The organism is Streptococcus salivarius (genome assembly GCF_009738225.1).
GTDB lineage: Bacteria > Bacillota > Bacilli > Lactobacillales > Streptococcaceae > Streptococcus.
In genome coordinates, this window is sequence record NZ_CP018187.1 from 1,415,467 (window position 1) to 1,437,247 (window position 21,781).

23 protein-coding genes are annotated in these 21,781 nt (G+C 40.6%); 2 read left to right on the forward strand and 21 right to left on the reverse strand.

The window, feature by feature from the left end; genetic code table 11:
• The first annotated feature begins 2 nt into the window (after positions 1-2).
• Complete coding sequence (locus BSR19_RS06915; RefSeq protein WP_156246874.1) at positions 3-758, forward strand: hypothetical protein; 756 nt, start codon at positions 3-5, stop codon at positions 756-758.
• Positions 759-809: 51 nt separating this feature from the next.
• On the opposite strand, the gene BSR19_RS06920 is transcribed toward BSR19_RS06915, so the two are convergent.
• The 15 genes from BSR19_RS06920 to BSR19_RS06990 all read right to left on the reverse strand — a co-directional run bounded on the left by BSR19_RS06920 (position 810) and on the right by BSR19_RS06990 (position 14,677).
• Positions 810-1,391 carry a DUF4352 domain-containing protein gene (locus BSR19_RS06920; RefSeq protein ID WP_064525292.1) on the reverse strand — a complete coding sequence of 194 codons (582 nt, stop codon included), beginning with the start codon at positions 1,389-1,391 and terminating at the stop codon, positions 810-812.
• 146 nt (positions 1,392-1,537) lie between these two features.
• Positions 1,538-2,413 (reverse strand): sensor histidine kinase, encoded by an 876-nt coding sequence (locus tag BSR19_RS06925; RefSeq protein ID WP_156246875.1) that lies wholly within the window; start codon positions 2,411-2,413, stop codon positions 1,538-1,540.
• Positions 2,413-3,096, reverse strand: coding sequence for a response regulator transcription factor (locus BSR19_RS06930; protein WP_118172357.1), 684 nt, complete (start codon positions 3,094-3,096; stop codon positions 2,413-2,415). The genes BSR19_RS06925 and BSR19_RS06930 overlap by 1 nt, the downstream gene beginning before the upstream one ends.
• Positions 3,097-3,259: 163 nt before the next feature.
• Positions 3,260-3,892, reverse strand: coding sequence for a nitroreductase family protein (locus BSR19_RS06935; RefSeq protein ID WP_156246876.1), 633 nt, complete (start codon positions 3,890-3,892; stop codon positions 3,260-3,262).
• A 90-nt stretch (positions 3,893-3,982) separates the two neighbouring features.
• Positions 3,983-4,669, reverse strand: coding sequence for a DUF1275 family protein (locus tag BSR19_RS06940; protein WP_156246877.1), 687 nt, complete (start codon positions 4,667-4,669; stop codon positions 3,983-3,985).
• 144 nt (positions 4,670-4,813) lie between these two features.
• Positions 4,814-5,068: a type II toxin-antitoxin system RelE family toxin gene (locus tag BSR19_RS06945; protein WP_156246878.1), complete on the reverse strand. Its 255-nt coding sequence runs from the start codon at positions 5,066-5,068 to the stop codon at positions 4,814-4,816.
• Positions 5,058-5,273, reverse strand: coding sequence for a type II toxin-antitoxin system RelB family antitoxin (relB, locus tag BSR19_RS06950; protein ID WP_013990356.1), 216 nt, complete (start codon positions 5,271-5,273; stop codon positions 5,058-5,060). The genes BSR19_RS06945 and relB overlap by 11 nt, the downstream gene beginning before the upstream one ends.
• A 131-nt stretch (positions 5,274-5,404) precedes the next feature.
• Positions 5,405-6,247 (reverse strand): aldo/keto reductase, encoded by an 843-nt coding sequence (locus BSR19_RS06955; protein ID WP_156246879.1) that lies wholly within the window; start codon positions 6,245-6,247, stop codon positions 5,405-5,407.
• A gap of 133 nt (positions 6,248-6,380) precedes the next feature.
• Complete coding sequence (gene galE / locus BSR19_RS06960) at positions 6,381-7,382, reverse strand: UDP-glucose 4-epimerase GalE (protein ID WP_148512587.1); 1,002 nt, start codon at positions 7,380-7,382, stop codon at positions 6,381-6,383.
• Between the two features lie 129 nt (positions 7,383-7,511).
• A complete protein-coding gene (gene dexB, locus BSR19_RS06965) occupies positions 7,512-9,122 on the reverse strand; it encodes a glucan 1,6-alpha-glucosidase DexB (RefSeq protein ID WP_156246880.1) in 1,611 nt (536 codons plus the stop codon).
• Between the two features lie 231 nt (positions 9,123-9,353).
• Positions 9,354-10,658, reverse strand: coding sequence for a sensor histidine kinase (locus BSR19_RS06970; RefSeq protein WP_156246881.1), 1,305 nt, complete (start codon positions 10,656-10,658; stop codon positions 9,354-9,356).
• Positions 10,655-11,308 (reverse strand): response regulator transcription factor, encoded by a 654-nt coding sequence (locus BSR19_RS06975; protein WP_002891287.1) that lies wholly within the window; start codon positions 11,306-11,308, stop codon positions 10,655-10,657. Before BSR19_RS06975 ends, BSR19_RS06970 begins: the two co-directional genes overlap by 4 nt.
• Before the next feature lie 71 nt (positions 11,309-11,379).
• Entirely contained in the window at positions 11,380-12,756 is a 1,377-nt protein-coding gene (locus BSR19_RS06980) for an ABC transporter permease (protein WP_156246882.1), read from the reverse strand.
• A 13-nt stretch (positions 12,757-12,769) separates the two neighbouring features.
• Complete coding sequence (locus tag BSR19_RS06985; protein WP_060973036.1) at positions 12,770-13,402, reverse strand: ABC transporter ATP-binding protein; 633 nt, start codon at positions 13,400-13,402, stop codon at positions 12,770-12,772.
• A 15-nt stretch (positions 13,403-13,417) separates the two neighbouring features.
• Positions 13,418-14,677 (reverse strand): ABC transporter permease, encoded by a 1,260-nt coding sequence (locus BSR19_RS06990; protein WP_045001613.1) that lies wholly within the window; start codon positions 14,675-14,677, stop codon positions 13,418-13,420.
• Between the two features lie 221 nt (positions 14,678-14,898).
• Here BSR19_RS06990 and BSR19_RS06995 point away from each other — a divergent pair, with 221 nt between their 5' ends.
• Positions 14,899-16,383: a DUF1846 domain-containing protein gene (locus BSR19_RS06995; protein WP_037602244.1), complete on the forward strand. Its 1,485-nt coding sequence runs from the start codon at positions 14,899-14,901 to the stop codon at positions 16,381-16,383.
• A gap of 219 nt (positions 16,384-16,602) precedes the next feature.
• On the opposite strand, the gene BSR19_RS07000 is transcribed toward BSR19_RS06995, so the two are convergent.
• The 6 genes from BSR19_RS07000 to dhaK form a co-directional block, all read right to left on the reverse strand.
• Complete coding sequence (locus BSR19_RS07000; RefSeq protein WP_002891292.1) at positions 16,603-16,947, reverse strand: hypothetical protein; 345 nt, start codon at positions 16,945-16,947, stop codon at positions 16,603-16,605.
• Positions 16,948-17,249: 302 nt separating this feature from the next.
• A complete protein-coding gene (locus BSR19_RS07005) occupies positions 17,250-18,341 on the reverse strand; it encodes a glycerol dehydrogenase (protein ID WP_060973038.1) in 1,092 nt (363 codons plus the stop codon).
• A 143-nt stretch (positions 18,342-18,484) separates the two neighbouring features.
• A complete protein-coding gene (locus BSR19_RS07010) occupies positions 18,485-19,468 on the reverse strand; it encodes a Gfo/Idh/MocA family protein (protein WP_060973039.1) in 984 nt (327 codons plus the stop codon).
• Positions 19,469-19,482: 14 nt separating this feature from the next.
• Positions 19,483-19,857 carry a dihydroxyacetone kinase phosphoryl donor subunit DhaM gene (dhaM, locus tag BSR19_RS07015; RefSeq protein ID WP_014634742.1) on the reverse strand — a complete coding sequence of 125 codons (375 nt, stop codon included), beginning with the start codon at positions 19,855-19,857 and terminating at the stop codon, positions 19,483-19,485.
• 3 nt (positions 19,858-19,860) lie between these two features.
• Positions 19,861-20,436: a dihydroxyacetone kinase subunit DhaL gene (dhaL, locus tag BSR19_RS07020; RefSeq protein ID WP_060973040.1), complete on the reverse strand. Its 576-nt coding sequence runs from the start codon at positions 20,434-20,436 to the stop codon at positions 19,861-19,863.
• Positions 20,437-20,467: 31 nt separating this feature from the next.
• Positions 20,468-21,457, reverse strand: a complete 990-nt coding sequence (gene dhaK, locus BSR19_RS07025) for a dihydroxyacetone kinase subunit DhaK (protein ID WP_002891299.1) — start codon at positions 21,455-21,457, stop codon at positions 20,468-20,470.
• Positions 21,458-21,781 lie beyond the last annotated feature (324 nt).

The following is a 21,781-nucleotide window of genomic DNA, read 5'->3' on the forward strand; positions in this document are numbered from 1 at the left end:
CCATGTTACACACTATTCACGCCGATTTCTATCGACTCTTCCGTTCTAAAGGATTTTGGATTTCTGAAATTATCCTAGCCCTAAACATTATTTCTGGTGTCCTATTGGGAGGCACAGGGCATGTAGGCGTAGAAACTGGGGCAAAACAAGCCGTTAAAAGCGCCTCTTCGTGGACTGGTGTCGGATCACTGATTAATTACTCTAGTAGTATCTCCATGACAGTCCTATTCACTTTAATTGTGGTCTCTATCATTTTGGGTGTTGATTTAGCACAAAAATTGTACAAGAATAATCTCACCTCTGGCATTTCACGGAGCGGGTTCTTCTTCGCCAAGGCAACCGTCATTGTAGCTATCACTTTAGGACAACTCCTCCTGTCTTACGGCCTTGCCTTTGTTCTAGGTACTCTTTGCCACGGTCTTGGAACTGTACCTGATCACTTTGTTAGAAACTTTGCCTTAACTTTCCTTCTCCAATTCTTGTGTAATCTAGCTTGGGTAAGTCTGACCACGGTTACCCTCTACCTCACACATTCTATCGTGACAACCTTTGTGACTTACACCCTTGGTTTAGTAGCTTTAACCGTACCAGCAGCAATCTTCCCTAAAGTAGAAATTTTGAAATACTTGTCACTCAACTTTAATTACGGCATGACTGCAGATAAAACTATCATTCAAAATACTGCAATCGTGACAGTAGGATTTATCCTAGCATTTACAGCTTTGGGCTTGATTACCTTTGAAAAACAAGATTTATGATAACAAAAATAACATCGCGCGCGTGCACGATGTTATTTTGATTTCTTGTTATTATTCGTTAATTGTCACAAATGCTTTATTTGAATTTCCAAATCCAGCATCAACTTTTAATTTCAAATTAGTATCAGAGATTGTATCTGGATTCAAATCAAAAACAACATTACCAGTTACTTCATTTTCTGGATTAACACTAGTAAAGAAAAGATTTGCATCATCATTTGCATAGATTCCTGCTGTTGAATCAGTTTCATACTCTGTTTTATCTTTGACTAGCTTAAAGTCAGAATCAGAAACTGTAATAGCCTTAGTACCGTTATTTTTTACAGTTACGTTTAGAATAAGATATGAACCTTTTGCATTCATACCAAATTCGCCACCTACATTTTGTACGACTTCTTTAGAATGAATTGTGTATTCTACATCTGCAATTTTAAAAGTTTCTGACATCTTATAAGTAGGAATGTCCTTACTTTTTTTATTTTTCTTATTTTTAAATCCAAAAATAACATTGCTATATTGATAATCGTTATCGGTTTTTGCAGAAGCACTTGTTTGGTTCATTAGAGAAATAATAACTGCACCGACTAAAAATCCAGATAGAACGATAAATTCTAAAAATTTTACTTTTTTCATTAATAATTACCTCCGTATATTAATTATATCAGATAAATTAAAGATTTTATAGTAAAAATTAAATTATCTTTACATTGTAATTCTCTAATCGTTATTATTTTCTAAAAGTTACAAAAAAAGATTATAAAAACATAAAGTTTATGCTTTCATAACCTCACTGTTAAATAAAACCATTCATTCTCATAGGACAAATGCAACTCACCCGCTAAGACTTGGACTAAGTGTTCGGTAATATAAAGTCCAAGTCCAGAGGAATCCTCGGTATCTGACAGGTTTTCAGAATAAAAGCGGGTCGTTAGTTGGTCCAGATGCTGTATCGGCTGTTGGACCATATTACTAACTGACAAATAAATGCCATCGTCCTTTTTCTGCAATGTCAGTTGAGCTTGAGTCTTACCATGTTTTAGAACGTTACTGATAATATTCTGAAATAGACGTTCAAAAATATCAGCATCCATTTCGCATTGGATATCAGGGGTTACTTGAATATCTAGTGTAATCCCTGTCTCCTGAAACATGTCATAGTAAGGCAGGATAGACTTAACCACAAGTTGAGAAAAGTCCACATCTTGAAATTGTGGTTGGATGGCCCCCTCTGTTAATCGTCGATATTCCAACAAGGCTTCCAAACGCTTTGAAACAGTCAGTAGATTTTTAGAAATCTTCTCCATAGCCATGTCATCTTCACTACTACTTCGAAGACTTTGCTGAGCATAGCCTCTCGCTACTGTCAATGGTGTTCGTATATCATGGGCAATATTACTGATAGCCATATCCATGGTTTTCTTTTCTTGGAGAGCGACAAGCTTAGTCTTTTCAATTTGGGTAAAGAGAGACTCAATCCGATTCGTTAGAGTAACCAATGATTTTGGCTGGTTTTTCAGAGTAATTCGTCGATGGCTTTCTTCAACTAGCTTTTCTTCAATCTGCTTTGAGAGAGATTTTACAGCCAAATAGTAACGAATTAGACAGGTAGTCGCTCCCAGAAGAAGTCCTATCAATACAATAAGCAGTCCTTCCATCAGTCTTCTCCTTTAAGTCGCACACCTAAGCCCCAAATCGTTTCGATATACTCCGTACCCGCATCCACTTGGGCTAGTTTCTTACGTAGATTACTCAACTGTGCATTCAATGTATTATCACCTGATAGATAAGGGGCTGCCCAAACCGTCTCATAAAGGTCCTCTTTAGTAAAAATTTTCTTTGGATTTTGAAGGAGTGTGTGAAAAATTTGAAACTCTTTCTTACCTAAACGAATGACTTTTCCCTGACAGGAGACTTCAAAACTGTCTGGGTTTATCGTGATATTTTTGACTTGATAGATGTTATCAGGCTTACTCCTTCCCTTGCTGTGTTCACGTAGTTGAACTGAGACACGCGCATAAACTTCTTCAAGATCAAAGGGCTTAACGATATAATCATTTGCACCATCAAGTAAGTACTGGCTAATCAAGTGCTTGTCACCCAAGGCTGTCAGCATAATGACAGGAACAGAGCTTCTTTGCCTGATAAACTTAAGCACTTCTTCGCCACCCTTACCCGGTAACATGATATCTAGGAGAACTAAATCAATCTCTTGACTTTGAAACAAAAGCTCTCCTTCGGTTCCAGAGTAGGCTTGGATAATATCATGTTCTTCAGAAAACAAGTTAAAAAGAATATTCTGGATATCCTCATTGTCTTCAATCTGTAAAATACGTGCCATGTCTTAATCCTCCAATGATACTACCAATTGTATACGCTCACTTTTTCTTTCATCTTAACAAAAAGCCAAATTAATGACAAGGTGCATTATGAGTTATTGATAGCATAAAAGGAAAAATAAAAACCGTAAGCCTCCACTTCCGAGACTTACGGTCAATTATTTATTAAGCAAAAGTCGTCACATCAGAAGCATCCAGACGAACAGACTCAAAGCCTTCTTCATTGGCTTTCCCAAGAGCAATGAGCAAAACTGGTACATGACGGTCTTCATCAAGTCCAAAGGCTTTGGCAAGCCCATCTTTTTTATAACCACCGATGGCGTTGGTATCATAACCATAAGAACGAGCAACCAACATCAACTGCATAGCAGCAAGGCTAGCATCAATGTGGACAATTTCATTCATCATTTCTCGAGGAGCATTTTCATACATTGGTACAATGCTTGACAGTTGTTTTTCTTTGACTTCTTCAGGCATTTTTCCTTGAGCAACAGCCTTGCCGTAGATTTCTTCAGCTCTTTCTTGGCTCTTCAAATCGGCAAAAATAAGGACCATGGCTGATGATGTTTCATTTTGCACCCCATTGTAGCTGACAAAAGGTGTCAATTTTTCCTTGCCTTCTGCGCTATCAACGACGACAAAACGCCAAGGTTGCATGTTGACTGATGATGGTGCTGTAACAGTTTTATCTAAGATTTCCAACAGTTCTTCTCGCGGAATCTTAACAGATGGATCAAAGTTACGAATGGAACGACGGTTATATACAATATCTGAAAAATCATTACTTACTACAGGCATCTTATGTCTCCTTTTTATGATTAAATGAAAATAATATAATCAAGATTATAACATAAGACAATTGTTATCAAAAATATTTGCTACAGACGACTAAAGATTAGTCTCCTTGAGTCCTAGGCGTTTCACTTCAGAGGAATAGTAAACCATGATGGTAATGAGACTGAGTGTGATTATCCAGATTGACCAAATCTGGATATAATGCATTAGAAGGGCTGAGATAATAGCACCAACGACAAAACTTCCTACGACAAAGCTATAATTGACAGCCTGACGACGATATTCTTTCTGATCACCGCTTCCCTGAATGGCATAATAGAGAGCCGTTAACATCCTTCGATAATTTCCTGAGGTCATAAAAATCACGAAAGGATGATTCTCAATCTGACTGCCAGTAAAGGTCTTCATCATGATACCTGCAGAAAAAGCGATAATTGGAAGCTCAATCAAGGGATTTGAAGGTAGGAAAGGCAGGATGGCTGTCATTACACAAAGTGGAAGCAGACCATAAACTCGCCAATAGGCATTCTTACGTTGGTCTTTAAACCACATGCCAAAAAGAAAGCCTAAAGAAAAGAAAAAGATTGAAAAGCAACGCAATAAGTTATAGTAGATACTACTGTTTCGCCAGTCAGCGACCAACAAAAGGATATTCCCAGTCTGTGTAGCAACTAAACTATGGTAGTACATATGACAAAAGACATCCAAAGCTCCTCCTGAAAAACTCAACAAATTAGCCATCAGACGCGTATTTTGAGGAAGAAGGTTTCGCGATTCCATAGCATAACTTCCCTTCTAATAGTGATTGATAGGATAGCCTTATTATAGCAAATTCGAGCACACAGAGTAGAAAAAAACAACCCTCACGAGTTGCTTCTATCCTATTAAAAATTAACTGTGTCAGGATTATCCTGAGTCTTGATACTAATAGATATCACGTCTATGACCAACTTCGAGGGCAAGTATGATTAGTTCATCGTCCTGAATATTGACAATAACACGATAGGCACCAATACGATAGCGCCATTGTCCAGTTCGATTGGCAACTAAGGCCTTACCCTTAGCTCTTGGATTATCTGTGACACGATTGAGATAAGACTTAATTTGTTTCCTGACAAAAGGGTCCAACTTTTTAAAACTTTTGGCAAATTTAGGGGTTGGTACTATCTTATAGGTCATCCCAATTTAGCACCTCCCCACCGTTTTCAAGATAGTCTTCATATTCTGCTAATGCCAAATCGGCTACTCTAGCATCGTATTCATCCTCAATGGCGTCTAAAGTCTTGGTACGAATTAATTCTGACAAAGATACGCCTTCAAATTTCGCAATTGCCTGCATGAACTTCTTATCTGCTTCTGAAACCTTCAATGTAATTGTTGTCATATCCTTAACCTCGTTCTCTTTTGTAACACCATTGTATTACCTCTCCTCCTTCTTGTCAATTTTGATAATAGGTTCATACTCTTATTCGTAAAACAATAAAAAAACAACCCTCACGAGTTGCTTCTATTCTATTAAAAATTAACTGTGTCAGGATTATCCTGAGTCTTGATGCCTTGAATCTTATCCAAGACTGCCATATCTTCCTCCGACAAATCAAAGTCAAAGATATCCAAGTTGGCTTCGATATTTTTTGGTGTCACTGACTTAGGTAGTGGCAAGAAACCTTTTTGAAGGCTCCAACGTAGGGCGACTTGTGCAACAGATTTCCCGTTACGTTCAGCCACTGCTTCAACCTCTTCATTTCCAAAAATGCTACCAGTACCCAGTGGGCTGTATGCTTCAAGAAGAATGTCACGCTCTTGGCAATAAGCAACCAAATCTTCTTGAGCACAACCTGGAGCCAAGAGAATTTGGTTAACATGTGGCACAATTTCAGCCGTTTCAAGGAGAGCTTCGAGGTGATGTTGCATAAAGTTAGATACACCAATGGCACGAACTTTACCATCTTTATAGGCTTCTTCCATTGCCTTCCAAGTGCCTGCATTCCCAGCCTTCCAAGCATCATTCTCACGAAGAGCCTTAGGATTTGGCCAGTGGATGAGCAAAAGATCCAAATAATCCACACCTAATCTTTCGAGTGACTCGTCGATAGAGGCTTTAGCCAATTCGTAATCGTGCTTGTCATTCCAAAGTTTTGTTGTTAGGAAAATATCCTCACGCGCCACATCACTATCAGCAATCGCCTTACCTACAGAAACCTCGTTACCGTAGATTTGCGCTGTATCAATATGTGTGTAACCCGCCTTAAGTGCGAAACTAACGCTGTTATAGGCTTCTTCCCCTTCTGGAATCTGCCAAGTCCCAAAACCGATTTTAGGAATCGTAACGCCATTTGAAAGTGTATATGTTTCCATCCTGTTCTCCTTTTCAATTTGTAACAGAATTATCTTAAAAAATATAAGATAAAAATGCAAAGATTTGCTACGATGTGTAGGAAAAAACTCCAAATGGTAGCTTGTGACCAGATGGAGCTTCTATCCCTTATAATTAATCTCTATCATCATAGCCTTTTGGATGGCTTGAATGCCATGCCCAGGCACTTTCGATGATTTTTTCGATGTTGTCAAATTGTGGTTTCCAGCCTAGTACCGTACGGGCCTTTTCAGAGGATGCAATCAACGTATCTGGATCACCAGGACGACGATCAGCTTTCTCAGCTGGGATCTCCTTACCTGTTACCTTGCGAGCTGCTTCAAGGATTTGGAGGTTTGAAAATCCAGTTGAAGAACCGAGGTTGAAGGCTGTTGACTCATTACCTTTGCGGAGATACTCCACTGCTAAAAGATGGGCATCTGCCAAGTCAAATGGATGCACGTAGTCACGAACATTAGTTCCGTCTGGAGTATTGTAGTCGTCACCAAAAATCATGATTTTCTCACGAACACCTTGAGCCACTTGGAGAATAATTGGCAAGAGGTGGGTTTCAGGACCATGGTCCTCACCGATAGAACCGTCAGGCTTAGCCCCCGCCACATTAAAGTAACGAAGAGGGACATACTTGATGCCGTAGGCTTGGTCTGACCACTTCATGATGGTTTCCATCATGAGCTTGCTTTCACCGTAAGGATTGATTGGCTTTTGTGGTGTGGTTTCAAGGATTGGAATTTCCTCAGGAATACCATAAGTCGCAGCTGTTGATGAGAAGACAATGTATTTGACACCACATTCGTTCATGACCTCAAGCAACTTCACCATACCAGCAGTGTTATTGTCGAAATACTTGAGTGGCTTTTCCATAGACTCAGCCACAAGTGAGTAAGCCGCAAAGTGAATAACCGCATCGACATCAGGATTTTCCTTAAAGACCTTACGCATAAAGTCCTGATCTGCCAAGTCCCCCTGGTAGAATACAGCGTCTGGATGGACTGCCGCACGGTGACCTGTCACCAAGTTATCCACGACAACGACTTTTTCTTGACCCGCTTCAACTAAACGGTCCACCATGTGAGAACCGATGTAACCAGCCCCACCTAAAACTAAGATTGCCATAAAATTTACCTTTTTCTTATTTTTCTATTATTATAACATAATTCTAGTCTACAAGACTAACCTGAGTTAAGTAAGGGGAAAGAAGATAAAAAATGGTCATCAACAGTTAGTTGACAACCATTTTTCTTTCTATCTCACCTTGACACAAAGGGCATCCCAGGCTTGGAGTTTGCCTTGGTCTGTAATTGGCTCTAATTCGGTATTTGCAATGACAACTTCTGCTCTTTCGAAATCATAACAGAAGTCTTGTTCTTGGTCTGATAGGTTGACTACAACCAGATAACTGCTATCTTTGGTTTTCCGAATGTAAGCAAAGACTTTGTCAGTTGTCTCCAAGAGTTCAAAGTCAGCATCTACCAACCAATCTTGAGTCTTACGAAGCTCTACGAGCTTCTGATATGTATAGAAAATTGATTCTGGATTGGCGAGGGCTGACTCAACATTTATGTCCATATAGTTCGGATTAACAGGTAGCCAAGTCTTATCCGATGTGCTAAATCCAGCATTTTTAGACGCATCCCATTGCATTGGTGTTCGAGCGTTGTCACGACCCACCTGACGAATTTGGTCCATGACTCTTTCTAGTGATGCCCCTTTTTCGAGAGCTTCTTTGGCATAGTTGAGAGATTCAATGTCATTCAATTCTTCCAAAGTTCTAAAAGGATAATTGGTCATGCCGATTTCTTCGCCTTGATAAATGTAAGGTGTTCCCCTCATGAGATGAAGGAGGATAGCCAAGGCCTTGGCTGACTTCTCACGATAAACACCAGTATCTCCCCACATTGAAAGAATACGAGGTAGATCATGATTATTCCAAAATAATGAGTTCCACCCTTGTCCCAACTCTAACTCAGTTTGCCATTTATTGAAAATAACCTTAAGTGCTGAAACATCCAACTCCTTCTCATACTCCCATTTAGGGCTATCTGGCTTATGCTGAAGTCCAATATGTTCGAACTGGAAAACCATTGAAAGTTCTTGATTATCAGGATTTGAATACTGTTTAGCAATTTCAGGTGTCGCTCCCCAGGTTTCACCAACGGTTAGAAGGTCATGCTTGCCAAAGCTCGCCTGGTTCATCTCCTTGATGTAATCGTGAAGCCTTGGACCGTTTGTATCAATCAGTTGATCTGGAATCTTACCAATCATATCAATCACATCCATGCGGAAACCACCGATTCCCTTATCAATCCAGAAATTCATCATGTCATATACTTTCTGGCGCAACTGTGGATTTTCCCAGTTGAGGTCTGGCTGTTTTTTACTAAAGAAATGCAGATAATATTGGCCTGAGGTCTCATCATATTCCCAAGCTGATCCACTGAAAATCGAGGTTAGCTCATTGGGCTCATCTCGCCAAATGTAGAAATCACGTTCAGGGCTTTCTGGATTTTCACGCGCTTCGATAAACCAAGCATGCTCATCAGACGTATGGTTGACCACCAAGTCCATGATAATTTGGATATGACGCTTCTTAGCCTCCGCCAAAAGCTCATCCATATCGTTCATATCCCCAAAAATGTCCGCAATAGCCTCATAGTTAGCAATATCATAACCATTATCATCCATTGGGCTATCATAAACAGGAGAAAGCCAAAGAGCTGTGATTCCAAGTTTTTGAAGGTAGTCTAGCTTACTTATAATCCCCTTGAGGTCACCGATGCCATCACCGTTGGAATCCATGAATGACTTGGGGTAAATTTGATAAATTGTAGCCTTGTGCCACCAGTATTTTTGCATGATTCTACTCCTAGTATTTATTATCATCGTGAGTCTGATGGTTCTATTTTACGTTTTTCTAGAAGTTATGCAAGCGTTTTCTCTCGTTGTTTAAAACATTTCAATGACCTATACTCCAGACTCCTTAAATTTTTGGTAATGTTGAAAAACAATAGAGTTGAAATGTAAGGTTAGCCTTTGATTATTTTAACAATACAAAAAAACGATAGTTAATACCTTAACCATCGCTTTTTACTTTTTGGGCAAGACCATAACAAAGCGCCTCCCCGTAGAACTTTCCTCAAATCTATAGCTAAGTTCCTCATGTTCTAGAAGGTATTTGACCACAAAAAGCCCTAATCCTCCTTCTTTCTTAGCTTGAGCTTTAGTTGAAGAATTTTCTTTAGATACAATTGTATTTTCAATGACAAAATCGGTTCCTCCATTTTCTAAACCTATTCGAACCACTCCACCCTTATCAGAATGCTTGACGGCATTACTGATAATATTTGAGAGAACCAATTTTAAAATAGCTAAATTCATGAAAATACTAGTTATCGGAAGATAATTTTCAATTGATAGGGAGCGAGTCTCAACCAACACTTGATTTTGAGTGAGTATGCGATTTACCACATCATCTAACTGGATCCACTCCTTTTCACCACCTAATTCTTGGATAGAAGATAGGGACAGGATTTCCAGGACGATCTGGTTCATCTCATCGACGATATCGAGGGAGACCGATAGGTAGCGGTCCCGATCCTTGTAGCGACCAATATTATCTCGCATATTTTCTAGGATAATTTTCAAGCTAGCTAGAGGCGTCTTGAGTTCATGCGAAGCCCCTCTTAGAAATTCGACCTTCATCTGCTCCAACTTCAGATTTTCCTGTTTCTGCTTCTCTAGATTGTCGATCACTTCTAAAAGGTGGTGATAGAGGTCGTTGATGTGTTGCTTGAGAACGCCGATCTCATCCTGCGAGTCAATGGGGAGACTGGCTGTCCGATCCAGGCGCTTCATCCGCTTGGTCATCCGCTTGATCTCAAGGATTGGAGCAGAAATCATGCGGGCATAGAGATAGGATGCAATCAGCGACAGAACAAAAGAAGCAAGGAGTGTATAGGGAAGAAAGCCCAGACTGATATCTCGCGCTTCCTTTTGCGAATCGACGGTCGCTAAGAATTGCAAGGTTAAGTCGTTCCCTTCCTTGGTCTGAATCTTTCGCTCTTCAATAACCACCGAATTATTTTGGCTATCAGGGTTCACGAGCAGGTCATCCTTTACCTCTATGGCATTTTGTTTTTGCTTTCCTTTGATAGACACCTTGATATCATTGGTCTTGGAATAAAGGTCGATGACCGACTCAATGGTCCCTTCTTCCTGACCCTGGAAACTCTTGGCCAGTGCTTGCGATTTCTTCAAAATCGTCTGGCGCTGGGACTCGATATAGCTCGATGGAAAAATAAAGTAAACCGAAGCATGGAGAAGGATAACTAAGCTACTAAAAAGGGCAAAGGTGATCAGAAAGATTTTTGCAAAGATACTCCGTTTGGTCATGGTCTCTCCAATTTATAGCCGACATTGCGTACCGTAACAATACAGTCTAGCTCCAGTTTTTTTCGTAGTTCCTTGATATAGACATCGATCACCCGGTCAAAAGGAATCTCTTCCGTCTCCTTCCAGACGGCATCGAGGATCTGAGAGCGGGTCCGGGCCTTGCCCTCATGCTGGAGCAAGTATTCCAAGATTTCCAACTCCTTGGCATTCATGGAAATAGCTTGCCCAGCTAGGCTGGCTGTATAACTCTCAAAATCCACCCGTGCCTCTCCATAGGTGAAGACCCGTGAAGGTTGAAGCTTTTTAAAAATAGCTTCGATACGGACCTTCAAGAGGGACAAGGAGAAGGGTTTTTCCAGGTAGCCATCTGCCAACTCTCCAAAGGCTGTCAACTTATAGTCCTCGTCATGGAAGGCCGTTAGCATGAGGACAGGGACTGAGCTGGTCTTGCGAATGGTCTTGAGGACTTCCAAGCCATTGAGGATAGGAAGCTGGATGTCCAGCAAGACTAGATCCGGCGCTTCTTTGTGAAAGAGGTCCAGGGCCTCCTGCCCATCGCCTGCTTCAAAGACCTCATAGCCACATTCCATGAGATAGTCGCTCATCCCTTCTCGAATCAGGACTTCATCTTCTACGATTAGTATCTTCATACATTATCCTTTTCATCTATATATAGTCGCTTTCTTTCATTATACCGTTTTTTATAGGTGCAGCAAACTTATCATTCAACATCAACTAAGAGGTCTTTGGGTTTCTTGTGAAGAAGCCAGCGAGAAGAAATTAAGGATACCAAGCTTAAGATAAAGCCACCGACTAGAATAACTACTAAAAGTTGCTTAGGTTGGACTGTCATATGAATCTGAGTCAGAGTCTTACTGAAGCTCTCTGCCTCAGCCCCTCCACCGAGATTTGCAGCTAGAGATTCTTTTGTCATTTGCTTATTGATACCTTCCGTAACATTGGAAAGGACTGTTTTACCAACTTTTTCGGCAAAGAAACTCGCTAAACCATATGATAAAAGAAAGGCTGGTAAGGCAATCATCAGTAATTCCATTAAAAATTGACCCGCAACCTGTGTCTTTTTAAGTCCCAAGGCCAAAAAGATACCAACTTCTCTACGACGAGCATTTAACCATAAAATCAACAGAAGGGTTAGCAATAAACTTGTAAAAATGAGACTTCCAATAAACATACGATTTGCCACACGATACATCCCAAGAATAGATTCCTGTAAAGCAGGGTAGTTTGATGAACTCTTAACAAGATCGTAGAGGGTCCAGTTAATGTCCAACTTTTGAATCTTTGCTATCAAGGAATCAATATTTTGATCACCTTTAGCAAAGAAAGTGGCATCCTCATAAGTGGTAGTTTCTACGGTATTACCATAGAGTTTTGCAGCTGTGTCTAAATCAGTGATGAGGGTGTTTTCATACAACTCCTGAGCATAGGTAACGGCAGCTTGATTTTGACCAGAAAATAAACCTTTGATAGTCACTTCTACTGTTTCATCAGCCCTTTTTTCGTTATCAGCATCATAGAGATTAGATTTAAGCTTTACTTTATCTCCTACATTAAGACCATTCTTTTTAGCTAAACCTTCGTGCATCAAGATTTGATTATGGTCCTTATCGGTTAGATGTTCTCCTTCAACTAGTTTATAAGCACCTGAAACAAATTTATCTTCTTTTGATGAGTCATTGACTCCTGTCAACATCAAGGTAGACTTAAAATTTTTAGCACGTTCTGGCGATTGATTTTGTAGCGTTTGCTCTGTTTCAATAATCTCATAATCTAGTAAATCACCAATACCATTTATCCGTTTAATAGTCGAAACAATTCCTTTAGTCTCACTAATCTTTTTAATATCTTCTCCCTTAAGATTTCCAGCCCCTCGAGGAGTTCCAGGATTCGTGTTACGATTAATCTGCATTGAAAAACTATTGGTAATTGCCCCTAGACTCTTGGATGCAGCTTCTTGGGTTGCACTTCGCATAGCAAGTCCTAACAAACTAAGAGTACTCATCAAAAGAATAATAGTTAACAGTAATAGTGACTTTGACCATTTTCGTGTAATATATGCAAAAGCGTTTCGAAACATAAGAGCCCTTTCTTTATTTTTTCTTTTCTATGAGTTGTTTCTTCTTCAACTCTAAAACCACATCAGATGCCTGAGCAACTTCCTTACTGTGCGTGACAACTATAACACATTTTTGGCGATCTAAGGCCATTCTTTTAAGGATAGCAATAATATCCTTGGCAGTTTCCTCGTCTAGATTTCCTGTCGGTTCATCTGCTAAGATAATTGGAGCCTCTGAAACCAAAGCCCGCGCAATAGCTACACGTTGTTGTTGCCCACCTGAAAGTTGCAGGACATTTCGATTAATTTGTTTTTCATCTAATCCCAATTCAGAAAGTATCTTCCTATCGGCATTTTTATTAACAAGTCGTACATTTTCTAAAGGTGTAAGATAATCAATGAGATTGTAATTTTGAAAAACAAGCGCAACATGGTGTCTACGATGATAACTAGAGCCTTTTTTCTTGATATTTTCTCCATTAAACAAGACCTGCCCCTTCTTGGGATAATCAAGACCTGCCAAAAGGGAAAGTAAGGTCGTTTTTCCCGCTCCAGATTGCCCAATAATACTATAAAATTTACCTTTCTCGAAACGATAATTCACCTTCGAGAAGATAGCTTCACTTTTATTTTGATAACTATACGTAACATCTTTGAGTTCTAACATAGTGTTCCTTTCTCCTTAACTCATATTAGATAAGATTTCTTTTGGAGTTTTGCGCCAAATGAGACCTGTTGTCACACCGAGCGATAATATTACCAAGACTAGAAGACATAGATAAGATAGCCCTAAAGGTAGTCCCTGAGGAATTTGATCTAATAACTGAAGAGCCTGCTGCTGTCCTTGCTGTCCTATAAATTCTTGCAAAAACAGTCGACTTAGTAGTCGTCCAATAGCAAGGGCTGGTAGCAAAGACATAAGGGACACCAACAATATCTCCATAAGAAATTGAGCAAAAATGCGTCCCTTGCTCTTCCCAATTGCTAAAAGAATACCTATCTCATGATTTCTCTCACGCGTCCATAGTGCCATTAAAAACGAGAGGATACCTGCTCCTGTAACAATTAAACTAATCATCATCGTTCTGACTATTTCTTGTAGCGCTTGAGACGATTCCTTCAAGGAGTCAAAAGCCTTTCGGTCCTCGTCCAAACGTAGACGATACCAATCGATATCTAATTGTTCCACTTGTTTAATGACTTGGTCGATTCTATCTGGATTCTTAATACCAAAGGATAATTTTGTCACTAACTTATCAGTCAAATTAAGCAGCTGGCTAGAGTCCTCATAATGGAGGAAGACTTGATTTTCACTTAAATCTGAGGACATTCCAGTAAATGTCTCCTCCTTCTTGCCAGAAAAAATACCAACGATATCAAAGCTCATTTTCTTAGCTCTATTTTCAGTCACCTGAAAATTGGACAAGGTCAGCTTGTCTCCGACGCTTAGCTTATTTTTTCTAGCAAGCGATTCATGAATCATAATTTGACCTTTAGCAGATAAGTGCTTTCCCTTAAGAAGTTGAAAAGCACCACTCCTAAAATCAACACTTTGTCCTGTTCCCTTAGTGAAAGTGGCTCCCAAGGCTTGATTAGCCTCATTATCAAGGTCATCACGTTTCACCGTTTGTTTTCCTGTAACGACCTTCTTATCGATTAGTCGTACTGGGCTTATATATTCAGGTATCGTTGTCATCACATCAGATAGATGACTAATCTTTTCCCCCTCTTTCCAGGAAAATGCACTGCCTCTTTCTTTACTTACCAGAGCAAAACTTGCCCCACTTGACTTCCTGATTTGTGCTTTCATTCCTCCACCAACTTGCATAAGAGAGAAACAAAAATACAAGCAAGATAATATCAAAAATAAAATGAGAAAAAGGATAAAATTCCGCGTTTTTTTGCGAAAAATATAAGCAGTTGCCTGTTGTAAGAGAACCATCTTCCACCTCCATTTAAGACATTGGCCCTCAGCTATACCAAAGATAAGTGAGGATGCTTTAATTTCTTATTCTAATTATAGACGACAAATGTGAAACCTTTATGAAATTAAATATTCTAATCATGATTGACTTTAAACTCTTTTTCTCCAACAAATCGACTTTCGCTAATAGCATTTACCTCAGGCATTTGATATAATTTTCCTCAGAGGTATTTTTATTTATGAAGAAACAAGCTTTTAGTTCTGAACAGTATTTGAATCTGCAACGCGACCATATTTTGGAGCGTATTAACCAGTTTGACGGGAAACTCTACTTGGAGTTTGGTGGTAAAATGTTGGAGGATTTCCACGCTGCTCGTGTCCTTCCCGGTTATGAGCCTGACAATAAAATCAAGCTCCTTCAAGAGCTCAAAGATCAGGTTGAAGTGGTCATCGCCATTAATGCTAGCAATATCGAGCACTCTAAGGCTCGTGGTGACCTTGGCATTTCTTACGATCAAGAGGTCCTTCGTCTGATTGATAAATTCAACGAACTCAATATCTATGTGGGTTCTGTTGTTATTACGCAGTATTCAGGTCAACCTGCAGCCGATGCTTTCCGTAACCAATTGGAAAAAAATGGCATCACATCTTACATCCACTACCCAATCAAGGGCTATCCAACGGATATGAACCATATCATTTCTCCTGAAGGTATGGGAAAAAATGACTATATCAAGACTAGCCGTAACCTTATCGTCGTTACTGCTCCTGGTCCTGGTTCTGGTAAATTGGCGACATGTATGTCTAACATGTACCACGACCAAATCAATGGCATCAAATCAGGTTATGCAAAATTTGAAACCTTCCCAGTTTGGAATTTGCCACTTCATCACCCAGTCAACTTGGCCTATGAAGCTGCCACTGCCGACCTTGATGATGTCAATATGATTGACCCATTCCACTTGGAAACTTATGGCAAAACTACGGTAAACTACAACCGTGACATCGAGATTTTCCCAGTCCTCAAACGTATGCTTGAGCGCATCCTTGGTGAGTCACCTTACGCTTCACCTACGGATATGGGTGTTAACATGGTTGGTTTTGCCATTACGGATGATGAGGCAGCCAAAGAAGCTTCTAAACAAGAAATCATCCGTCGCTACTATCAAACCGTCCTTGATTTCAAAAATGAACGTGTTCCTGAGACTGCTGTCAAGAAGATTGAGTTGCTCATGAATGACCTTGGTATTACTCCTGAAGATCGCCAAGTGGTTGTTGCAGCACGCACTAAGGCTGAAGAAACAGGTGGTTCTGCTCTTGCCCTCGAATTGCCAAATGGTCAAATCGTCACTGGTAAGAATTCAGAACTCTTTGGTCCAACTGCAGCTGCTTTGATTAATGCTATCAAGACTTCTGCAGGTATTGATAAGGATACTAAACTTATCGAGCCTGAAGTGGTTAAACCTATCCAAGGTCTGAAAATTGACCATCTGGGTAGCCGTAATCCTCGTCTCCACTCCAACGAAATCCTTATCGCCTTGGCCATTACTGCTGCCAACAATGCGGATGCGGCCCGTGCCATGGAGGAACTTGGTAACCTCAAAGGTTCTGAAGCTCACTCAACAATCATTCTTACCGATGAAGACAAAAATGTTCTTCGTAAGCTCGGTATCAATGTGACCTTCGATCCTTACTATCAATACGACAAATTGTACCGTAAGTAATTCATGATTTAAAACAAGAAAGACCTCAGTTTTACCAACTGGGGTCTTTTCGAAATCACTTTAGCTGGAGAAAAAAAAGGGAAACTCTATCGAGTTCCCTTTTTGATAACCCACTCTTTCGTCTCGACCCGTTCCCAATGAAAAGGGAGTGGCCTAGCATTATTATGAAAAAGTGAGTTAAAGGTATCAAACAGAGGGCTAAGCCACTCCCGATTCTAATCAGCCTACGATTTCTAACTTGAGAAAAGGTAAGCTAAAAAGCAAAATTATAGTAGATAGGACAGCAACAAGTGGAAGATAACGACCTCCAACAAGATAAAGTAACAATGGCGCTATCGCTATAAAGCGATTTAGAAAATTGCTAGTAACACGGACAATTTGCCCGTCCTCCACCGTAATAGTGTTAGACTTGTAACCCAATTTTCCGACACTCAAACGAGCTTTTGACGATGGTAGGGAAACGCTCACGTCTTCCACTCCAGAAACTGTCCCCACAAGACTACTGTCTACGCGAATAGGACTCTTTCTAGCTACCTTGCTCGCTTCAATTGTAATACTAGCCACTAGTCATCTCCTTTTCCTATCTTTTCATTTATAGTATACACCTTTTGAAACGCTTACACAAGGGAAATGACTGTTAAATCAAGATTTCTTGAAAATGTTTTATGTTTTCAAAAGTTCTTAAACCGCTTTGAGGGACTTTGGAAATATTGGTTTTTAAATAGTAAAAAGGGCTCAGTCCTATCTAATACAGAACTGAACCCTTTCCTATAACAATTTGTCTATCCTGTTGGGATAAGTGCCTGAGGGGGATAGTATTCCTATACGGGAATAGAGGCACTTTCCTTACAAAAGACCTCATTTACTTAGTCCAATCCATTAACATAAGCATCTACTGCTACGATTGCTTGGGCAATATCAGAGGCTTTCACTTCAAATGGCATTTGATGGATAGTTTCTCCTTCAATAGTCGCTTGTTGACCAACCTTGAGAAGATCTTCGTAGCTTGCATTTTCAAGATGCATTTCTTTAAGAGTAGTTGGCATGCCAATTTGTTGATAGAAGCGAATGTATTTATCCAAAACTTCTTTTGGACGATTTTCTAAGAACAATTGCACAAGAGTTCCGTAGGCTACTTTTTCACCATGAGTCAAATGGTGAATATCGCCAGTGAGAGCTGTGAAACCATTATGGATGGCATGAGCAGCAGCCAAACCACCACTTTCAAATCCAATACCACTAAGAAGGGTATTAGCTTCAATAATATTTTCCAGGGCAGGCGTTACCACTTTAGCTTCACAAGCGGCCATGGCTTGTAGACCATCTGCAAAAAGAATCTCTTCACAGCGTTCAGCAATGGCAACCCCTGCTAGAGTTTGGTGTTTACCTAGCATAGTTTTTCCGTTGGCTTGCATAACTGCTCGAGCTTCTACCCAAGTTGCTAAGCCATCTGCAATACCAGATGCTAACAAACGTTTTGGTGCTTGAGAGATCACTTTACTATCCACCAAAACCAACTCTGGGTTCTTAGAATAGAAGATATAGCGCTCAAAGGCACCCTCGTCAGTATAGATAACAGACAAAGCTGAAACTGGAGCATCTGTAGATGCGATAGTTGGGGCAATAACAACTGACGATTGTAGAAGGTCTGCAATAGCTTTAGCACTATCGATAGTCTTACCGCCACCGAGTCCAATAACTAAATCACAGCCTTCTTCTTTGGCTAGGCTGACCACACGATTAATTTCATTATCCGATGCTTCTCCATTAAAGAAGACTGGTACAACTGTGAGTCCATTTTGAACAAGGTATTCTTCGAAACGTTTACCTACAATATCATAAACTACTGAGTCACATAGTAAAACAGGATGAGTTCCCAATTCTGAAATGGCTTTTGCATTTTCAAATAAGGCATTTTCACCTTGAATGTAACGTAACGGACTTGCAAAATTTCTCATGTCTTTCTCCTTTGACATAAATGTATTTATATAGAATCGGTTAAATAGACCTATTCCTATCTTATGCAGGGCTAAATCCTTTTAAGAGACTGTCTATCTTTTGTAGTCAGTACATTATACTGGTCTTGTTTATCATCTAATCGCTACTCTTCTTCTGGGTAGACCAAGCCCCAGTCTTTGCGGAGTTGAGTCATAAGTTCCATGACATCTCGGCTGTAATTGAGGTAGGTATGATCATCCTCGCCTGCAACAGTTGCTTCCATGTCTAGGACCTCATACTGGAGGGCTTTGGCGGTTTCTCCGGCCTCGATGACTTCTTGTGAGCCATCTTCCGTATAGGTGATGACTGCCTTTTGCCCACGTGGGTACTCGTAAAGTTCGATATAGCCCTTGTCATAAGCGATGGTGCCACGTTTAGGTTGTTTAGCATGAAGACTTAGCGTCACCGTCGCCATTTCCCCTTCTGCATTGGTAAGAAGAATGCCCGCTTGCTCATCAACGCCAGTCGGAGCTAATTTGACCTGTGAAACCATCTCTGTCGGTTGTGAGGTCATAAACCAACGCACGAAGGATAGGGCATAGACACCGATATCAAGTAGGGCACCACCAGCTAGATTACGATTGAAAAAGCGGTTGGTCATGTCATATTCTTTGTAAGAACCGAAGTTCATCTGGATGACCTTGAGAGGACCTAGCTTACCACTTTCCACGATTTCAGATAGTTTTCGATAGATAGGCATATGGAAAATGGTCATGGCTTCTGCCAGTTTGACATGATTTTCTTCGGCGAGTTGGATAGCTTCTGCCAATTCCTCACTATTTAAGGTGATAGATTTTTCACAGAGGACGTGTTTACCTGCTGCGAGTGCCTTGCGAAGAAAATTGATATGCGTATTGTGAGGCGTTGAAATGTAGATAATATCCACTTCAGGATCTTTAAACACTTCATCAATCTCTTTATAAACCTTTTCAATACCGTATTTTTCAGCGAAGGCAACACCCTTATCATAGGTGCGATTAGCAACGGAATAGAGTTTACCACCTAGAGCCTCTAAAGCCTGTGCCAACTCATTGGCAATAACACCCGTCCCAAGACTAGCCCATTTATACTTAATTTGATTTGTCATAGTTTTCCTTTATTCTATTTTTGAATGGTTAATTCATTTATCTGTGATAAGATTTCAACTTCACTCGCTCCTGCCTGAAGCAAGGCTGATGCCGCATAGGCCCCCTCAATGAGAGGTACCTGCTGAATAAGGATTTCCTTGTCTGAAAATTCTTCAACCATCTCCAAATTCATGCGAGCACTGCCCAGATCATAAAAGGCCAAGAGACGTTTAGCAGGTTGACTATCCACTGCTACTTGAACATGGTCAAAACTAGATCCCAGTCCACCATCTTCAAGACCGCCTGTAGCCGTTAAAGGAATATCTGGTGCAACTTCACGAATCAGACTCACCAAACCTTTAGCGATATCAGCAGAGTGGGATACAATCACAATTCCAAGTTCTGGCATGTCCTATTCCTCCGCTTCTAGCAAGGCTTTGAAGAGTAGACCAGACGAATAAGAGCCTGGATCAATGTGACCAATTGAACGCTCACCGACATAGGAGGCACGCCCCTTGGTAGCTGCAACATCCTTGGTTGAAAGAACAGCTTGGTCAATGACATCATTGGTTAGTTGACCTTGTTTGACAGCTTCAACAACCGGATGCCAAACATCCACCATGGTCTTTTCACCAGCTTGTGCATGACCACGTTTTTTAATCATCTCGAGACCCGCCTCAAGCACTCCTGCCAGATCTTGACCAGCTTGTTCAGCCTTCATCATGCCCATAAAGGCAGACCCATAAAGCGGACCTGACGCACCACCAACTTTACTAATCAAGGCCATAGAAACCGCCTTGAACACTTCTGCTGCACTTTGTGGTTCAGTGCTGTTAATAGCCTCAATGGCTGCCGCCATACCACGCGCCAAGTTAGCACCATGATCACCATCTCCAATAGGACCGTCTAATTCAGACAAGTGGTCTTTTTCTGCTTCAACTTTTTGGTTAAAGCCTTGCATCCATTTTACTGCAACTGTTTTATCCATAATATACCTAATTTCTAGTTCTCACGTCAGACTACCAAGCAATAGTCTTAACTGGACTCTCCAAAGCCTCAAGCCAAGCCTCATCTTCAATCTTCATCAGAGTCAATGAGAGGCCTGCCATATCAATAGATGTCATGTAATTACCTAATTTTTTATATGCCACATCTAGTCCGGCATCTCCAAGAATGCTTGCTACATCATTAGCAAAGACATACTGCTCCATGAGAGGTGTCGCACCCATACCATTGATGAGAAGGGCATAGCGTTCGCCTGACTTAGCCTCAAAGGCTTCAAGGAGCTTCCCTGTCAATTCTTCAGCTAACTGTCGAGAAGGTTGCATAGACTCCTTGCGATAGCCTGGTTCACCATGGATACCAATACCGTACTCTATTTCATCCTCTGCTAGGACAAAACCAGGCTTGCCGACCTCAGGAACTGTCGCACCGCTAAGGGCCAAACCAATAGTGTGGATATTAGGAACAATCTTGTCAGCCAAGTCTTTGATTTCAGCCAGAGACTTACCTTCGCGAGCCGCATGACCTAGGATCTTATGCACGAAAATGGTACCTGCAACCCCACGACGACCTTGAGTATAGAGGCTATTTTCCACAGCAATATCGTCGTCCACAACGACACTGGCAACCTCGATACCTTCCATTTCAGCCAATTCTTGAGCCATCTCAAAATTCATGATGTCCCCAGAATAATTTTTAACAACCATGAAGACACCAGCCCCTTGATCTGCTTCCTTGATAGCTTCCAAAATTTGATCAGGCGTTGGTGACGTAAATACTGCACCTGCGATGGCTGCTGAAAGCATACCATCACCTACAAAACCAGCGTGAGCTGGCTCATGACCACTTCCGCCACCAGAAATGAGACCAACTTGACCAGCAGCCTGCTCATTTCTTACAATGATGTCAAAGCCGTCAACACGATGCACCAAATCACTGTGAACATAAGCCAAACCATCTAGCATCTCTGTCACAACATTTTCAGGTTTATTGATAATTTTTTTCATGGAATTGCCTCCTTTTCAAAGGTATCATCTATTTGCACTTACATTTGTTCCCTTCTTTAATTGCTAAGACCCCTATAAATAAAGGACTTAAACGCTTTTTGAGAAAGGTAGCGTAAAAATATGTAAACGCATACATTTTATAATTTAATTGTAGCATTTGCCTCTACCAATAGCAAGGCAAAAGGCAAGCCCCCCCATTTTCCTGCCCCCTATCATTAAGTAGAAGAAAAATCTCATAGAAAGTCCTATTTTAGTCGTCAAAGCTATTGAAAAACCACCATTCAAGCCTTATAATGGAATGACGAATTAAGCGCTAAGGAGGTT

What these genes read in the sequence shown, in the direction of transcription:
- BSR19_RS06945 (WP_156246878.1), bottom strand. Translation starts at nt 5,068, where the DNA reads ATGACCTATAAGATAGTACCAACCCCTAAATTTGCCAAAAGTTTTAAA.
- BSR19_RS06920 (WP_064525292.1), bottom strand. Translation starts at nt 1,391, where the DNA reads ATGAAAAAAGTAAAATTTTTAGAATTTATCGTTCTATCTGGATTTTTA.
- BSR19_RS06940 (WP_156246877.1), bottom strand. Translation starts at nt 4,669, where the DNA reads ATGGAATCGCGAAACCTTCTTCCTCAAAATACGCGTCTGATGGCTAAT.
- dhaM (WP_014634742.1), bottom strand. Translation starts at nt 19,857, where the DNA reads ATGCCAGAACTTGGAATTGTGATTGTATCCCACTCTGCTGATATCGCT.
- BSR19_RS06970 (WP_156246881.1), bottom strand. Translation starts at nt 10,658, where the DNA reads ATGACCAAACGGAGTATCTTTGCAAAAATCTTTCTGATCACCTTTGCC.
- BSR19_RS06985 (WP_060973036.1), bottom strand. Translation starts at nt 13,402, where the DNA reads ATGTTAGAACTCAAAGATGTTACGTATAGTTATCAAAATAAAAGTGAA.
- BSR19_RS06955 (WP_156246879.1), bottom strand. Translation starts at nt 6,247, where the DNA reads ATGGAAACATATACACTTTCAAATGGCGTTACGATTCCTAAAATCGGT.
- BSR19_RS06930 (WP_118172357.1), bottom strand. Translation starts at nt 3,096, where the DNA reads ATGGCACGTATTTTACAGATTGAAGACAATGAGGATATCCAGAATATT.
- BSR19_RS06990 (WP_045001613.1), bottom strand. Translation starts at nt 14,677, where the DNA reads ATGGTTCTCTTACAACAGGCAACTGCTTATATTTTTCGCAAAAAAACG.
- dhaK (WP_002891299.1), bottom strand. Translation starts at nt 21,457, where the DNA reads ATGAAAAAAATTATCAATAAACCTGAAAATGTTGTGACAGAGATGCTA.
- relB (WP_013990356.1), bottom strand. Translation starts at nt 5,273, where the DNA reads ATGACAACAATTACATTGAAGGTTTCAGAAGCAGATAAGAAGTTCATG.
- BSR19_RS06915 (WP_156246874.1), top strand. Translation starts at nt 3, where the DNA reads ATGTTACACACTATTCACGCCGATTTCTATCGACTCTTCCGTTCTAAA.
- BSR19_RS06995 (WP_037602244.1), top strand. Translation starts at nt 14,899, where the DNA reads ATGAAGAAACAAGCTTTTAGTTCTGAACAGTATTTGAATCTGCAACGC.
- dexB (WP_156246880.1), bottom strand. Translation starts at nt 9,122, where the DNA reads ATGCAAAAATACTGGTGGCACAAGGCTACAATTTATCAAATTTACCCC.
- BSR19_RS07010 (WP_060973039.1), bottom strand. Translation starts at nt 19,468, where the DNA reads ATGACAAATCAAATTAAGTATAAATGGGCTAGTCTTGGGACGGGTGTT.
- BSR19_RS06935 (WP_156246876.1), bottom strand. Translation starts at nt 3,892, where the DNA reads ATGCCTGTAGTAAGTAATGATTTTTCAGATATTGTATATAACCGTCGT.
- BSR19_RS07005 (WP_060973038.1), bottom strand. Translation starts at nt 18,341, where the DNA reads ATGAGAAATTTTGCAAGTCCGTTACGTTACATTCAAGGTGAAAATGCC.
- dhaL (WP_060973040.1), bottom strand. Translation starts at nt 20,436, where the DNA reads ATGGATAAAACAGTTGCAGTAAAATGGATGCAAGGCTTTAACCAAAAA.
- galE (WP_148512587.1), bottom strand. Translation starts at nt 7,382, where the DNA reads ATGGCAATCTTAGTTTTAGGTGGGGCTGGTTACATCGGTTCTCACATG.
- BSR19_RS06975 (WP_002891287.1), bottom strand. Translation starts at nt 11,308, where the DNA reads ATGAAGATACTAATCGTAGAAGATGAAGTCCTGATTCGAGAAGGGATG.
- BSR19_RS06980 (WP_156246882.1), bottom strand. Translation starts at nt 12,756, where the DNA reads ATGTTTCGAAACGCTTTTGCATATATTACACGAAAATGGTCAAAGTCA.
- BSR19_RS06925 (WP_156246875.1), bottom strand. Translation starts at nt 2,413, where the DNA reads ATGGAAGGACTGCTTATTGTATTGATAGGACTTCTTCTGGGAGCGACT.